The organism is Acinetobacter sp. UBA801 (genome assembly GCA_002296655.1).
Lineage (GTDB): Bacteria > Pseudomonadota > Gammaproteobacteria > Pseudomonadales > Moraxellaceae > Acinetobacter.
The window spans coordinates 25,707-41,889 of sequence record DBIN01000007.1 but is presented as its reverse complement, the minus strand read 5'-3'; the positions used below and the strand labels follow the sequence as shown (position 1 = coordinate 41,889).

The window sequence follows — 16,183 nt, the reverse complement described above, 5'->3', positions numbered from 1 at the left end:
CTTACACCATTAGAGAAATTTGCTCAGCTTGTTGATTATCATAAGACTTTTCAGACTGTCGCACCTCATGTTTGAATTCGCCTCCTTTTTGTTGATTCATTTTAAATCAGGAATGTAGTGTTATTGCTGTGCTTCTGCCAGATGGCGTTCAGTCACGGCCTGTTCATATAAACGCTGTTCTTTTTCTTTATGCTCGACAGAGAAGCGGATCATCAACACACAACTTGCAGCAATCACCACCAAGCCACCCAGTACCATCAGGGTGGTTTGAATATCCAGCATGCCTTTTAACAGGAAACCTGCAGCTACCGCGCCGACATTGCCACCTGCTCCAATAATACCGGCCACACCACCCAAGGCATCACGGTCGATAAAAGGCACCAGTGCATAGGTTGCACCACATGCCATATGAGTAAACAAGGCAAATATAGTCATCGCCATAATAGCCAAGGTCGCGCTATTCATTTGCGAAAACAGAATAAGAAACAGACCTTCCAGCATGATCAAGGCAAACAGAACTTTGGTTCGACCATCCAGACCTTTTTGAATCGCGACTTTGTCTGAAACAATACCTCCCAAGGCACGGGCAAACAATGCCAGTAAACCAAAAATCCCGGCTGCCATGCCTGCTTCTTTTAGGCCAAACTGAAAGTTGTCGACAAAGTACAAGGCAATAATATTATGGATAAAAATTTCAATACCAAAACAGGCAGCATAAGCCCCAAATAGAATCCAGACACGGTAGTTACGTGCGGCATGCATCAAGATGGCAAGGCCGCCTTTTTTATCGCTACCGACAGAAATACCTTGCGCACGAAGTTCTTTAAAATTGCCTTGTGGACAGTCTTGGGTGAATTTCCAGTACAGTACACCGACAATTATCATCAGAATGCCCGGCACCAGAAGCGCAATTCTCCATCCCATCGCCTGTTCTACACCGAACATGACCAAAGCAGCCAGCATTAAAGGCATCAGGGCTTGAGTCGCACCGCCACCGGCATTCCCCCAACCTGCTGTAGTTGCATTTGCCGTTCCCACCACATTTGGCGCAAACATGATGCTGGTATGATATTGGGTGATGACAAAACTGGCACCGATGGCGCCAATCAATAAACGGAAAAACAAGAAAGATTCATAACTGTTGGCCGACGCCACACCAAACACCGGAATACTGCCAATAATCAATAAGGCGGTATAGGTTTTACGCGGACCGTATTTATCACACAGCGGCCCCACGATCAGACGCACCAGAATGGTAATGGCGACTGCGGCAATATTGATATTGGCGATCTGCTCTTTGGTCAGGCTGAATTCACCGGCAATGACAGGCATTAAAGGTGCACAGGCAAACCATGCAAAGAAACAGACAAAAAAAGCGAGCCAACTCATATGGAAGGCCCGCATCGCTGAACTACTGAAGTTAAATAGACTTATTTTTGTTGCTTTATTGAGACTTGTATTTGAAGACATAGCCATTTCCTTACCAGAACTGAACGTATTTAAGTCACTGTGATGCACAAGGCATATCAGTAACGATCAGAACGGACGTCATTGGCCGTCATACAAATGTAGAGTCTTCTTTGACTTTAATTAGATATATGCATAGGTCATGCCAGATTATTTTTAAAATAAAATAAGATACTGTTTTATATAAAATAATTTATATTTAAGCTCTTAAATTAGACTTTTCATTTTTAAAAATAGAGAGAAAAATAGATAGCTTCTGAGGCATTATTAGCAAAAAAGCGAGAGGATGACCTGCTCGGAGTCATTGCTGGTTTAAATCGGTGCAGTACTGGATCAAATAATTTTTCCCTTTTCAAAATGCAGCACCTGCGCCTGTAAATACGCTACTTCATCTACATGATGAGTCACATAAATCATGGGTAAATCTGTTTGATGAATCACAATTTTCAGAAAAGGTAAAATCTGGTTTTTCAGCTTTTGATCCAGTCCATTTAAAGGCTCATCCAAAAGTAATAGGTCGGGAGAAGATAAAAGTGCACGACCGATAGAAACGCGCTGTGCCTGTCCACCAGAAAGCTGATGCGCCCGATGCCGAAGCAGAGCCTTTAATTCGAGTAGCTCCACAATGTCTTCAAACGTAAATTTCTGCTGACCTTTATTTTTTATATTTAGCTGTTCTGCATATTTCAAATTCTGCATGACATTCAGATGCGGAAACAGTAGGGCTTGCTGAAAAATCAGGGCAATTTTTCTTTGATGAACAGGAATATTCAGTTTCTGCTGATGATCAAATAATATTTTTTGCTGAAAATGAATAAAGCCTTGTGATGGTTTTAATAGCCCTGCAATATTTTTTAAAAAGGTGCTTTTCCCACTTCCTGAGGCTCCCACAATACCAATCAATTGTGTCTGCATATCCAGACTGGCCTGTAGCTGGAAATTTGCGTAATTAAACTGAAAATCACACTTCAGCATCTTAGCCCTCCAATTTACGTTGATACTTCTGCATGATCCAGTAATTTGCAATCAAGGCTGAAAAAGCCAGAATCAAAGATAAAATGACCAAACGCATAGCCATACTTTCTCCATCAGGCTGTTGTAACAGGCTATAAATGGCGATGGGAATGGTACGGGTTTCTTCTGGAATATTGCCAACAAAGGTAATCGTGGCACCAAATTCTCCCAGACTGCGGCTGAAACATAAAATGCTGCCGATTAAAATTCCAGGCAAAGCCAGAGGCAGGCTAATGCTACAGAATACCCGCCATGGTGTGGCGCCCAAAGATCCTGCCACCTGTTCTAACTGCCGGTTGATCATTTGAAAAGACAAGCGAATTGGTTGAACCATTAAAGGAAATGCCACAATCATTGCTGCCAGTACCGCACCTTTCCAGTTAAATATCAGCTGAATTCCCCATTTATGTAGATATTGCCCCAGCATACCCTGATGACCAAATAGCAGGAGCAGAAGATAGCCCAGTACTACCGGCGGTAGCACCATAGGCATCTGCAATATTGCCTCTACGAGAAATTTGGCCCTGAATTCATAACGTGCCAGCAACCATGCCACGGTAATGGCAAATGGCAGGCACACTGCTGTGGCAAAGCCCGCCACTTTGGCTGAAAGCATCAAGGCATTCAATTCTTCTGGTGTAAGCATCATTAGTTATGGAACCTTGAGCTTAAAACCATATTTCTGGAAAATCTGCCTGGCCCTTGGACTCGTCTGGATAAATTCAGAAAATTGGATTGCTGCCTGATTTTTCTGGCCTTTCCGGGTTAAAGCAATCGGATACACAATCGGACGATGTGTACTGGCTGGAAATACTCCCGAAATTCTGACTTTTTTACTCATCAAGGCATCGGTTCTATAGACAATGCCGACCTGACATTCGCCACGTTCTACAAATGCGAGAGTTGAACGAACGCTATCCGTACCGACAATTCTGCCTCGAAGCTGATTCAACCAGCCCAGCCCGGTTAAGCTTTGTTTGGCATATTTTCCAGCAGGCACCGATTCCATTTGTCCGGTACATAAATAACCCTGAAAGGCTTTAGCAAAATTAAAGTCAGCTGACATTTTAAAATGATTTTTTTGCTGAATAGAACTAATCAATACGAGTTCATTCAAAAGCATAGGTCGAATCTGACCGATCTGAATTTTTTGTTTCTTGATCAGATCATTCATCCAGTCCAGGTCTGCAGAGAAAAATAGATCACTGCTGGCTCCCGCCGCAATTTGTTTCGCCAATACCGAAGACGCAGCAAAAACCGGAACGATCTGGATGTCCCGATGCTGTTGCTCATATAGTCTGGAAATATCAGTAATCGCATTGGTCAGGCTGGCTGCGGCATATATTTTAACTGTTTCGGCATACAGCATGGGGCTAGTCAACAGCACGCCAGTGAGTAGAACTTTGAATAAATCCATCTTTCTCATTCTATGTGATTCGAATATTGAAAATTGCGACAGGCATTTCAAATCAGCAAACCCTGTACCACTTGCCCAGCCTGGATTTCTGTTCCTGCCGGAATACGGACCAGACAGTTGGCCTGCATCAGATTAATCAACATATGCGACTGTTGTTTTGCCAGGCTCTTGAGCTTTAAAGTGCCCTGATCAAATTCGGCAGCCATTCTTAAAAAGCGTTCACGTGCATCCGCTTTCAAGTCATGCGTCATTACCGCACTCAACCATGCAGGTGACTGCTTTTGCCCTTGTAAGGCATTCAGTAAAGTTGCCGTATAGATTTGCATCCCGACATACACGGCAGCCGGATTTCCCGGTAGACCCAAGAGATAACAGTAACCTTGATCATCTCGACGATACTTGGCAAATAACATCGGTTTTCCGGGCTTCTGCTTCACTTTCCAGAAAATCTGCTCAAAACCCTGCTCCAGGGCAACAGGGCGAATGAAATCATAATCACCCACCGAAACCCCGCCTGTGGTCAAGATGACATCGTATTGGTGTTTGAGTCGGTTCAGTAATAATTGCAGTTCGGGCTCACAATCGGGCACATGCAGAATATCTACGTTTTGACCCTGTGACTGAAACCAGGCCTGAATCAGTGGAGCATTGGCGTCAAAGATTTTTCCGGAATTCAGGTCTTCAATGCTGGAAGCGACTTCATCTCCAGTAATCACAATAGCGATTTTAGGATAACGATAGACTAAAACCTGCTTCACACCTGCCATACTTAAAGCTGCAATTGCACCTACATGCAGTTTTTGTCCTACATCTGCCAGACGTTGTCCTTGTGCGATTTCCTCGCCTGCATCACGTATATCCGTATGAGGTTTTAGGTCTGTTGTGATAATGATTTGATTGGCATGGTATTCGACAATTTCCTGACGGGCGACCGTTGTAGTTCCTGCTGGAATCCTGGCACCGGTAAAAATCCGGACTGCCTGAGCTGGTCGTAGTTCAATTTCAGTGCTTTGCCCTGCCCGAATTTCTCCAATGAGTTCAAAAGTGCTGTGAGTCCTAAGATTTTCTGGACTGCAAAGCGCATAGCCATCTACAGCACTTTGTGAAAACAGCGGCAATGGAATGGCCGAATCAATCGCTTCTGCCAGATAGCGATTCAGAGCCTGAGCAAGCGGCAGGCTTTCAGTTACCAGGATATGCGTCTGCTCAAGTATCATCTGCAGTGCCTGATCAACAGAAATCAGTCCCGGTTCAGCACCGCAGGCTGAATGTGATAGTGCCTGATTCATTGATAACCTCCCGCATGTGGAATGTTTTTTTGCACATCAAATAAGTGCACCAACGCTGGAAGCACCGCGATCAGGGATTCTTTCGCCCCCTGCCGACTTCCCGGCAAGGTCATCACCAGACTGTTCTCAATATAGCCCGCCACGCCACGACTTAATGCCGCATAAGGGGTACGTTTTTGCCCAAAACTACGTGAAGCTTCCATCAAGCCGGGAATTTCCCGTTGCAGCAAAGGTTGCAGGGTTTCAACCGTTAGGTCTTTAGGACCTAAGCCAGTACCGCCCACAGTTAGAATCAGCGGATACTGATTTTTCTGCTGTTCAATCAGGGTCAAGAGCTGTTCTGGGCTATCGGGAATAACCTGATAACTAATAGAATCAAAATTGGCTTCTTTTAAAATTTCCATTACGTTTTGTCCGGCAGTGTCCGGCTTTTTGCCTGCTGCAACCGTATCGGACAGCACAATAACCGAAGCGGACAGACTCTCTTTAAGTATGCGGGTAAAATGTGATTTTCCGCCTTTTTTCTGCTGCAACCTGCATTGATCCAGCGACAAATCTTCCGGTTCACAATGCGGCTTCAGCATGTCATACAAGGTCAGACCTGCCAGACTGACCGCTGTCAAAGCTTCCATTTCCACACCAGTTGGTCCAATGGTTTCAACAGTAGCAATAATTTCGACATGTGCATCACACAGTTCATATTCCACATCGGCACGATAAATCGGTAATGGATGGCACAATGGAATCAGCTCATCGGTCCGTTTGGCACCTAGAATGCCGGCAATGCGTGCTGTTTTCAGGGCATCACCTTTTTCAGTATTGCCATTACGTAGCAGCTCAATGCAATGTGGCGGTGCATGCAGGATTCCAGTGGCAATTGCTGTACGGTAACTTTCTGCTTTCATCCCTACATTTTTCATGATTCATCCCAGGCTAATTTTTAAAATCTGTTTTAAAGTGATTCATCTTATGCATCCTCATTGGACGCATTTAATTAGATGGTGATTGGCAAGCGTGTTCTGCTACATGGTGATGGTGACAATGTGCTTCTTCTGCATGATGAGAGTGATTAGTTTCAGGTCCATGATCTTTTCGAATACAACAGCCTTCCACATACTGGCTGCTACCATCCAGATAAAACTCTTCTTTCCAGACCGGAACCTCATGCTTCACCCGTTCCACAGCTTCCTCACAGGCAGCGAAGGCCTCACGACGATGGGCCGCATAAGCCATAGCAATAATGGCTGTTTCCCCAACCTCCAGCTCACCAATACGGTGCACTACCCGCACATAAGACACCTGGTATTTGATCTGGATCTGCTGTTCAATTTCACGAATCATTTTTTCAGCCACAGGCGCATAGGCGGTATATTTCAGGGCACGCACAGCTTTCCCCTGATGATGGTTACGTACTGTTCCGACAAAGATGCCGATTCCACCACATTCCGGAAAATGCTGGATACCATCAAAATCCTCCAGACTAAAAGCAGTCTGCTGGATTCGGGCAAATTGTTTTAGTGACTTGAGTTGCATCTCAGCCTCCTGCTACTGGCGATAACAGCACCAGCGTACTGTCACGATTTAAAACATTCTGTCTGGAAATAATGTCTTCACCGATTGCACAGGCACAACGTTCCAGCATGGGCTGTATATCGGGATAGAGGGATAGCAACTGGTTCAGGACTTCAGAAACCTGAATTTCAGACTCGCATTGCAAATTTAAATCTGTGGGAATTTGTCGTTCAATCGCACCGAAGGCTTCTATTCTGATATGAATTAATTTTTGCTGAGTGAGTGACATATTTATCCTCCAATGCTGTGCATGCTGATTTTTCGGATCGGCTTTTGTATTGGTGATTGCTGGATCGCATGGAAACCGGCTTCTTTATGCCAGATATAAGCGTGGAGCTTGTGCTGAAATGTCTGTGTGGCGAAATGATCCAGCGCCAGTTGTTCGATATCTGCCTTAAGGTTCAGGCCTTGTCTGGCAAATAAACAGTTATAAAATTCACCTTGGGCATTGAGGCGCAGACGGTCACAATCACTGCAAAATGAATGGGTAATGGTGGAAATAATCCCCAAAGGCTGCCCATTGACCAAATAGCCACGGGCTGGATTGGCGCCTTGTCCTTGAGATACCTGGACATCAAATTCAGTTTTCAGTTGATCCAGGATATCCTGCTCACTGATGACATCAGACGGATTCCATTTCTGATCGCCATCGAGGGGCATAAACTCAATAAAACGCAGTTCTATAGCCTGATGCTGTGCCCATTTCACCAAAGGAATAATCTGATTGTCATTGATGCCTTTGATGAGCACACTATTGATCTTGACGGTCAAACCTGCCTGCTGTGCGGCAGAAATACCTTGAAGTACAGGCTGTAACTGTTTTTGGGTCAGTTGCTGAAACTGCTTTGGATCAAGACTATCCAGACTGATATTCAGATCATCGAGTCCTGCGCGTTTAAGCGGTTGAGCATAATCTGCTAAATAATGGCCATTACTGGTCATGGAAATACGTTTCAGGCCAATTGCTTTCAATGTCTGTAAGCGGGCAATAAAATGAACGATGCCTTGGCGCATCAACGGTTCGCCCCCCGTCACCCGGATCTGCTCAATCCCGTGTCGCACCATAAACTCGCAAAAAGCATACAGGGCTTCAAAACTGAGCAAATCTTTTTTATTCATCCATTGCGGATGTTCAGGCATGCAATAGCTGCATTTGAAATTACAACGGTCAGTCACCGAGATCCGCAACTTACGTTTCTGGCGTCCAAACTGATCCTGAAAGATACTGCGAGGTGCTAAAGCTGTCATGCTATTCATTGCTGCGGTCCATGATGAGATCTGCACGGTTATTTAACAGTCTTGATTTACTGCGCTATTTCTTCACAATGAATGAGCAATAAGTGTTCCAACTTTGCACAAATTTATGTTTAATGAATATTAATGGGTAATATTTGTTCTTTTTTAGTCCAAAAGTTCGCTCGAAAAATAAAAAAAGCAATATTTTGGTGAACCAGAATATGATAATTCGACTTTTAGCATTTTAAACGCTAGAGAAAGTTAAGCTGTTGATGCTGCTGTAGCTCGTCAAATGAATTAATACTGTGAAAAAACAGGGCACGATTTTTAAAGCTTGCCCGCTGCATGTGCATGTCAGCAAAACAGAGTTTTAAACTGTGCTGATCATTTTCAAGATGTTGTATAAGAGTGGGTAAGCTGCTGCGTTTCATCAGACAGAATGGAAACAATGCCTTTTCATTGATTTCAACTACCGCCACTTCAGATAAAGGATGTCGTTGCAGGGCCTGATGTAAACGTGAAATGACTTTTTTGGGAATATAGGTCACATCACAGGGTACGAACAGCACATAATCAGATTGTACATGTGACCAAGCACTCTTCATGCCCATCAATGGTCCCTGAAAACCGGGTTCATCGTCCTTATAAAAGTCGATCGAAGGAATCATCCGTTTATAAATGGAGTGATCCCGATGACTATTGACCCAAACTTTGCTTGCCCGGGACTTCAACTGCTGATGGATTTTAATGAGCTGGATTTCATCATCAAATTTGTGCAGCAATTTATTGATGCCATTCATGCGCCGCGCTAAACCTCCGGCCAGGATCACCACATCAGTTTCCGGATAAGACACCGTCTTCATCACTCTTCTTTTCATTCTATGTACTCCGTCTGGCAGGCTTTAATCAGGCCTCTAATTTCTGGCAAACATGAACCACAATTTCCTCCGGCTTTTAGACATGCAGTTACCTGTTTTTCATGCGTGATATTTTTATCTTTAATGGTTTGAATAATTCGGTTCTTACCGACCTTAAAACAGCTACAGACTAATGGCCCTTCACTATTTCCCATCGACATGGCCTGACCTGCCAGCAATGCTTTACGATGTAATGCACTCAGACGTTCACGTCTAAACAGGCCTGCCACCCAGTCACGATCTGGCAATAGTGCCGCCGGTGCGATATAAAAACTGGCAATTAACTGGCCATCCTGAAGCACCACACTATGACTGATATGCGCCGTTTGATCTTCGAGATTCAGCCATTCAAAGCTTTCATCATCAAAGGCTAACAGGCTCTTGATCTGCCCGGTGATATCAGAAAAACGGCGCCGGTCTGCCAGTTCATACCGGATGGCCTGAGTGGTTTGAATTTTGCTCCACCACACCGTATTTTCAATCATGGTCTGGATCTGTTGTTCAAAGCCTTCCCGTACATACAGCACGCCCTGCCACTGGGTATAAAATGGCTGGATCATCACCGGAGTATGCTTAAATTCTGGCTCGCCGGAAATCGGGTCAACCACCGGATTCACCACTTTGCCAATCCGCGCATCGGATGCAAACTGGTCGTTCCAGTGAATCGGTGCAAAAATCTGGCCACGTCGTATATTTTGTGAAAATTGCACACGGAGTACACAACTTCCCCAAGCGGATTTCACCTCGACCAGCTCGGCATCTTTCAGGCCATACTTCAGTGCATCTTGCGGATGCAGCTCGCAATAAGGCTCGGCACGATGCTGGGACAAACTGGCAGATAATCCGGTACGGCTCATGGTGTGCCATTGATCGCGAATGCGTCCAGTATTCAGGATCAGAGGATATTCAGCAGAAATAGCATGTACCGGATCGGCTGCAACTGTTGGCACCAATCTGGCTTTGCCATCTGCATGGCTAAACTGGCCTTGACTAAATAGTTGATCAACCTGATAAACTTCTTGCTTATCCCAGACTGGCCACTGAATCGGTGTTAGATTCTGATATTCCGCAAAACCGAGATGAGTTAAACCTTGCAGGTTGAAATAGCGAAAATTCGGTGTATCTTCACGTTGCGAAAGCGAACTATTCTGATAGGCAGATAAACGGGCATGTTCCAGAAAAATGTCATGACTGTTGTTAAAGTCAAAACCGCGAAAACCTAAAGCTTGAGCTACCCGAGAAATGGCCCACCAGTCTGCTTTGGCTTCACCCGGAGCCGTCAAAAAAGCCTTTTGCCGGGAAATACGGCGCTCCGAATTGGTGACTGTGCCATCTTTTTCGCCCCAACCCAGTGCCGGTAACAGTACATCGGCATATTGCGTGGTATCGGTGTCGAGACAAATATCGGAAACCACCACAAATTCACACTTTTCCAGAGCGCGTTTAACCTGATCTGCATCGGGCAAACTCACGATCGGATTGGTGGCCATAATCCAGATGGCCTTGATTTTTCCGCTTTCCACCGCTTGAAATAAATCTACCGCTTTTAATCCGGGCTGCCGCGCGATGACTGGGCTTTGCCAGAAATCCTGCACCAATTGCTGATGCTGCGGATTATCCAAATCCAGATGACTAGCCAGCATATTGGCCAGCCCGCCGACTTCCCGTCCGCCCATTGCATTCGGTTGTCCGGTCATGGAAAAAGGTGCCGAACCGGGTTTGCCTATTTTTCCTGTCAATAAATGACAGTTGATAATGCTATTGGCCTTGTCTACGCCTTGAGAGGATTGGTTTACGCCCATGGAAAACAGGCTCATGACTTTTTCTGTCTGGGCAAATTTCTGAAAAAATAAGGTTAATTTTTCAATAGCAATACCGGTACGTTTTGCCACGCTTTCAAGTGATGACTCTGTCAAGCTGCTGGCAAGCGCCTGCTCCAGACCTTGCGTATGTCGCGTAACAAAATCAAGATCAGCATAGCCATTTTGCTGAAGATATTGCAACAAGCCATTAAACAGCGCGACATCCTGACCGGGTAAAATGGGTAAGTGTAAGTCTGCCGCTTCACAGGTTGCGGTAAAGCGTGGATCAATCACTACCACGAATAAATCCCGCTCTTCTTTGGCTTTCATAATGCGCTGATAAAGCACCGGATGGCACCAGGCGGTATTGGATCCGACCAGAACCACCATTTCTGTCTGCTCAAAATCTGTATAGCTGGCCGGTACCAGATCTTCGCCAAAAGCCCGTTTATGCGCTGCCACAGCAGATGACATGCACAGTCTTGAATTGGTATCAATATTGGCAGTACCGAGATAGCCTTTTACAAACTTGTTCACCACATAATAGTCTTCAGTCAAAAGCTGGCCGGAGACATAAAAGGCGATGCTGTCGCGCCCATACTGATCAATACATTGCTGAAATTTATTGGCAATACTTGAAATGGTATGATCCCAAGTACTTATTTGCCGCTGTTCATTTCGACCTGTCATCGGATGTAGAAGCCGGGTTTTTAAGCCAAGTGTATCGGCAAGATGACTGCCTTTAATACACAACTTGCCCAAGTTCGCAGGATGCTGAACATCGCCTTCAACCTGAACCTTTTCACCCATCGAGGTTTGGCTTACGTGCGCGATGACACCACAGCCTACTCCACAATAAGGACAGGTTGTCTGAGTGGTTTTTATTTGGGATTCAGTAGAGCTATGTAGTTCCATAACCGGAATACTATTCATTGCTGCTGTGCTCCTTAATCATCCAAATTCACTTGTTTCACCAAAACGCTGATATCTAGCTTTTACAGGTTTGATTTAAATTTTTTCTATGTCTCAAAAGCTTTAATCCTCACCAACCCTCCTTTAATAAAGGAGAGAGGTTCCCCTCTTGTTTAAAGAGGGGTTGGGAGATTGATCCGATTACCCTGCCTTTTTTAATGCAAAATCCCGACCAAAAAGCAGTTTGCTGCGGATATTACTAATCGGTGTCTGATCTGCAATCAGTTCTGCATACCAAGCTCCATCTTCGGTATCGCCAAATAGCACAGCACCAATGACCTTGTCCTGCTGGATAATGATCCGTTTATAGATTTGACGTTTTTCATCATTCAGCACGATATCTTCAAAATCATCCTGAGGTTCAAAATTTCCGGCCGAGAAGACATCACATCCACTGACCTTGAGTTGGGTCGGAACAGTCGGTGCCTTAAAGGTCAGTCGGCCATGTTCAGCCAGATGCGTCGCACAGATAAAGGCTTGTCCCCATAAGGGTTCAACCAATCCAAAAGTCTGACCACGATGCTCAATACATTCACCCACTGCATAAATACTCGGGTCATAGGTTTGCATGGTGTCATTCACCAGCACCCCACGATTGCAGCGCAGACCAGCCTGTTCAGCCAGAGTTTTATTTGGTCGAATCCCGACGGCAAAAACTACCAAATCAGCATCCAGCACTGTCCCGTCTTTTAAACGCAGTTGAGTCACGTGGCCGTCTATACCGAGCAGCTCTTCGGTGTTGGCTTCAGTGATGATTCGGATGCCTTTATCTTCAATTGATTTTTTCAGCATTTGACTGGCTTTCATATCCAGCTGACGATCCATAATACGATCCATCAGGTGCAGCACAGTCACATTCATCCCCTGCTGCTTCAGTCCATAAGCTGCTTCTAGACCCAGCAACCCACCTCCAATCACGACGGCATTTTGCTTGGTTTTGCAGTAATCCAGCATGTGGTTAACATCCTGAATATCCCGGAAGCTAATCACGCCTTCAAGTTCAGCACCTGAAATTGGTGGTATAAAGGGTTTGGAACCAGTAGCGAGGATCAGACGATCATAAGCAACGATTTCACCTTTTTCGGTATGAACCTGCTTACGTGAACGGTCGATAGAGCTGGCAGCATCTCCAGCGATGAATCGAATGCCTTTTTCGGCATACCAGTCGGCTGAATGCAGCATAATTTCTGCAAAGCTTTTCTCACCAGACAATACCGGTGACAACATGATCCGGTTGTAATTGCCCCATGGCTCTTCCCCAATCACGGTAATGTCATAACGATCTGGCGCCATATCCAGCAAGTCTTCCAGACAGCGCATACCCGCCAGCCCATTTCCGACCAGTACCAGTTTTAAACGCTCTGTGTTCTGACCATTACTGGAAATATAGGTCTTTTGTGGAGTCGGACTCACCAGAACTTTGCCATTTTCAATTCGGGTTGGAAATACCAGTAATTTCTGGTCTTGCTCTTCCAGACAACGGCCGGTCACCAGACTGAAATGCTGCTTGTAAATTGGGGATGCCACTACACGCTCACCTTGCAGATCACCCAGAATGCCACGTGCCATGACATTGGCCAGACTAAATGGATCTTGATTGCTGAGTGCATACACCCGCTGTTCCTGACCCACGCGAAAAATTGCAATCTGCTGATCTTCAATCAGGGCTGCCACACCGGTATTCGGAGTGATCTCATCCAGATTGCAGACTTCGTACCAGTTCAGTTCGTTCATGTCTTTTAAAATTGTCATTTTCATTCTCCCTGACTGTGGTATTTAGGCTTCAACCACTGGAATACGGTTTAAATCACGTTCAGCTTCTGTCTTTGGACGAATCTGGCCACGTACAGGTGCAAACTGAATATGCGGGTCATTCTGCTCGGCTGCTTTGGCATTAATAAAAGTCTTAAAGCGTTTGCGTACTTCAGGATCTTCAATCGCGGTGCGCCATTCATCCTGATAAGTGCCAATCACATGCTGCATACGGTTTTCCAGTTCAGCAGCAATGCCTAGTGAATCATGCACAATGACATCTTTCAGATAGTCCAGACCGCCTTCCATATTGTCACGCCATACGCTGGTGCGCTGCAGACGGTCCGCCGTCTGGATATAGAACATAAAGAAGCGGTCGATATATTTGATTAGGGTGGAAGTATCCAGATCCGAGGCGAGCAGTTCAGCATGGCGCGGTTTCATGCCGCCATTGCCGCATACATATAGATTCCAGCCTTTTTCGGTGGCAATGACACCGACATCCTTGCTCTGTGCTTCTGCACATTCACGGGTACAGCCGGATACTGCCATTTTGGTTTTATGTGGTGAACGCAGGCCTTTATAACGATTCTCCAGGAAAATCGCCAAGCCGACAGAATCATCGACTCCGAAACGGCACCAGGTACTACCCACACAAGATTTCACCGTACGTAAGGATTTGCCGTAGGCATGTCCGGACTCGAAACCAGCATTGATCAGTTTTTCCCAGATTTCAGGCAGCTGATGTACCTGTGCACCAAACATGTCAATTCGTTGTCCGCCCGTAATTTTGGTATATAGACCATAATCTTTGGCGATCTGACCGATGGTAATCAGGCCATCCGGAGTAATCTCGCCGCCTGCCACACGTGGCACAATCGAATAAGAACCATCTTTCTGGATATTGCCGAGGTAGTAGTCGTTGCTATCCTGCAAACCGGCATGACTTGGTTTCAGAACAAAATCATTCCAGCAGGATGCCAGAATATTGGCTACAGTCGGTTTGCAAATATCACAACCCATGCCGTGCCCATGTTGCTGAATCAGGTCAGAGAATGTCTTGATTTCATGCACGCGTACCAGGTGATACAGTTCCTGACGTGAATAGGCAAAGTGTTCGCACAGGTGATTGTTCACCGTGACACCCTGACGCTGTAATTCAGATTTGAGAACCTGCGTTACCAGTGGTGCACAGCCACCGCACGCCGTTGCAGCCTGTGTGCATTTTTTCAGTGCACCCAATGAAGTTGCACCACCATCAATGGCTGAACAGATATCCGCTTTGGAAACGTTATTACATGAACAGATGGTCGCACTGTCAGGCAATAAATCGACACCACTGCCACCCGATTTGGAAGTTGACTGATCAAAGCCCGGCATGATCAGGCTTTCCGGTTGCTCCGGTACAGCCAGACCATTCAGCATCATTTGTAAAAGATCGCTATATTCTTTGGCACAGCCCACCAGCACCGCACCGAGTAGCTTGGTCTTATCTGCTGACACCACGATTTTTTTATAAACCTGCGCGGCTTCATCAGCATAGAAATAGCTCAAAGCACCTGGGGACATGGCATGTGCATCACCAATAGAAGCAACATCCACGCCCATCAGTTTGAGCTTGGTACTCATGTCCGCACCAGCGAATGCATGACTTTCTTGGCCTAGGACATGTTTTGCCGCGATCCGCGCCATGTCATAGCCTGGTGCAACCAGACCATAAATTTTATTGTCCCAAAGTGCACATTCACCAATGGCATAAATGTCCGGATGTGAGGTCTGGCAATAATCATTAATGATAATGCCGCCACGCTCACCAATCAGTAAACCACTTTGGCGCGCCAGTTCATCACGCGGACGAATGCCGGCCGAGAACAGGATGATATCGGTTTCAAGCACCGAACCATCTCCGAACTTCATTACATGCTGAGCGCTGTCACCATCTTCAATACTCGAGGTGGCCTTTTGAGTATGTACCTTGACACCCAGGTCTTCAATTTTAGAGCGCAGTATCTGGCCGCCCAGATCATCAATCTGCACCGCCATCAGACGCGGAGCAAATTCTACGACATGGGTTTCCAGATTCAGATCTCGCAGGGCTTTCGCTGCTTCCAGCCCTAGCAAGCCGCCGCCAATCACTACGCCAGTTTTGGCATTCAGACTGGCTGCGCGAATGGCATCAAGATCTTCAATGGTACGATAAACAAAGCAATTCTGACGGTCATTGCCCGGGATTGGTGGCACAAAGGCATAAGAACCGGTAGCGAGAATCAACTTGTCAAAACTCAGCACATCACCCTGGCTGGTGGTGACGGTTTTATGGAGCTGATCAATTTCAACCGCTTTAGTATTAAGTCGCAAATCAATGCCATAAGCATCGGCAAAATCACTACGACACAGACTCAGATCCTTGACCGACTTGCCGCTGAAATATTCGGTCAAATGTACCCGGTCATAAGCTAAATGTGGCTCTTCTGCCAAAATGGTCAGCTGAATGTCATCACCGGCCTGTTCCAGTACAGATTCGATGAATTTATGCCCCACCATGCCATGCCCAATCATGAGAATTTTCATATCTGCACTCCAACTATTGTTTTTTTAAAGATGATAAAAAGCCACATATCACGTCTAGGCATTGATATGTCTGCTGATTGAATATGTTGTAAATACCGCGACCCAGCACTTTGTAATGCTGGAGGAAGGGTTGAAACGCTTGTGCGTTTTGTATTGCTGAACAACTGACCATGT

13 protein-coding genes are annotated in these 16,183 nt (G+C 45.7%); all 13 read right to left on the bottom strand.

Annotated elements, in window-relative coordinates; translation table 11 throughout:
- Nucleotides 1–120: 120 nt before the first annotated feature.
- The 13 genes from B2W49_RS00795 to nirB all read right to left on the bottom strand — a co-directional run bounded on the left by B2W49_RS00795 (nt 121) and on the right by nirB (nt 16,009).
- Nucleotides 121–1,470: an MFS transporter gene (locus tag B2W49_RS00795; RefSeq protein ID WP_148335040.1), complete on the bottom strand. Its 1,350-nt coding sequence runs from the start codon at nt 1,468–1,470 to the stop codon at nt 121–123.
- Nucleotides 1,471–1,800: 330 nt separating this feature from the next.
- A complete protein-coding gene (locus tag B2W49_RS00790) occupies nt 1,801–2,442 on the bottom strand; it encodes an ATP-binding cassette domain-containing protein (RefSeq protein WP_291333634.1) in 642 nt (213 codons plus the stop codon).
- Nucleotide 2,443: 1 nt separating this feature from the next.
- Nucleotides 2,444–3,127 (bottom strand): molybdate ABC transporter permease subunit, encoded by a 684-nt coding sequence (gene modB, locus B2W49_RS00785; RefSeq protein ID WP_034609008.1) that lies wholly within the window; start codon nt 3,125–3,127, stop codon nt 2,444–2,446.
- Nucleotides 3,128–3,133: 6 nt separating this feature from the next.
- Nucleotides 3,134–3,898 carry a molybdate ABC transporter substrate-binding protein gene (gene modA, locus B2W49_RS00780; protein ID WP_291333632.1) on the bottom strand — a complete coding sequence of 255 codons (765 nt, stop codon included), beginning with the start codon at nt 3,896–3,898 and terminating at the stop codon, nt 3,134–3,136.
- Between the two features lie 47 nt (nt 3,899–3,945).
- Nucleotides 3,946–5,187 (bottom strand): molybdopterin molybdotransferase MoeA, encoded by a 1,242-nt coding sequence (locus B2W49_RS00775; RefSeq protein WP_291333630.1) that lies wholly within the window; start codon nt 5,185–5,187, stop codon nt 3,946–3,948.
- On the bottom strand, nt 5,184–6,107 hold the full coding sequence (moaCB, locus tag B2W49_RS00770; protein ID WP_216986047.1) for a bifunctional molybdenum cofactor biosynthesis protein MoaC/MoaB: 924 nt from the start codon (nt 6,105–6,107) through the stop codon (nt 5,184–5,186). The genes B2W49_RS00775 and moaCB overlap by 4 nt, the downstream gene beginning before the upstream one ends.
- Before the next feature lie 70 nt (nt 6,108–6,177).
- Nucleotides 6,178–6,720, bottom strand: coding sequence for a molybdenum cofactor biosynthesis protein MoaE (locus tag B2W49_RS00765; protein ID WP_004646997.1), 543 nt, complete (start codon nt 6,718–6,720; stop codon nt 6,178–6,180).
- Nucleotide 6,721: 1 nt separating this feature from the next.
- The gene (locus B2W49_RS00760) at nt 6,722–6,988 is read right to left on the bottom strand and encodes a MoaD/ThiS family protein (RefSeq protein WP_291333606.1); all 267 of its coding nucleotides are present in this window, start codon (nt 6,986–6,988) and stop codon (nt 6,722–6,724) included.
- A 2-nt stretch (nt 6,989–6,990) separates the two neighbouring features.
- A complete protein-coding gene (gene moaA / locus B2W49_RS00755) occupies nt 6,991–8,016 on the bottom strand; it encodes a GTP 3',8-cyclase MoaA (RefSeq protein WP_004731028.1) in 1,026 nt (341 codons plus the stop codon).
- A gap of 230 nt (nt 8,017–8,246) precedes the next feature.
- Complete coding sequence (gene mobA / locus B2W49_RS00750) at nt 8,247–8,873, bottom strand: molybdenum cofactor guanylyltransferase (protein WP_291333596.1); 627 nt, start codon at nt 8,871–8,873, stop codon at nt 8,247–8,249.
- Nucleotides 8,870–11,647, bottom strand: coding sequence for a nitrate reductase (locus B2W49_RS00745; protein ID WP_291333594.1), 2,778 nt, complete (start codon nt 11,645–11,647; stop codon nt 8,870–8,872). Before B2W49_RS00745 ends, mobA begins: the two co-directional genes overlap by 4 nt.
- Nucleotides 11,648–11,827: 180 nt before the next feature.
- Nucleotides 11,828–13,438, bottom strand: coding sequence for a nitrite reductase small subunit NirD (nirD, locus tag B2W49_RS00740; protein WP_144723680.1), 1,611 nt, complete (start codon nt 13,436–13,438; stop codon nt 11,828–11,830).
- Nucleotides 13,439–13,462: 24 nt separating this feature from the next.
- Complete coding sequence (gene nirB / locus B2W49_RS00735; protein WP_291333591.1) at nt 13,463–16,009, bottom strand: nitrite reductase large subunit NirB; 2,547 nt, start codon at nt 16,007–16,009, stop codon at nt 13,463–13,465.
- Nucleotides 16,010–16,183: the final 174 nt, after the last annotated feature.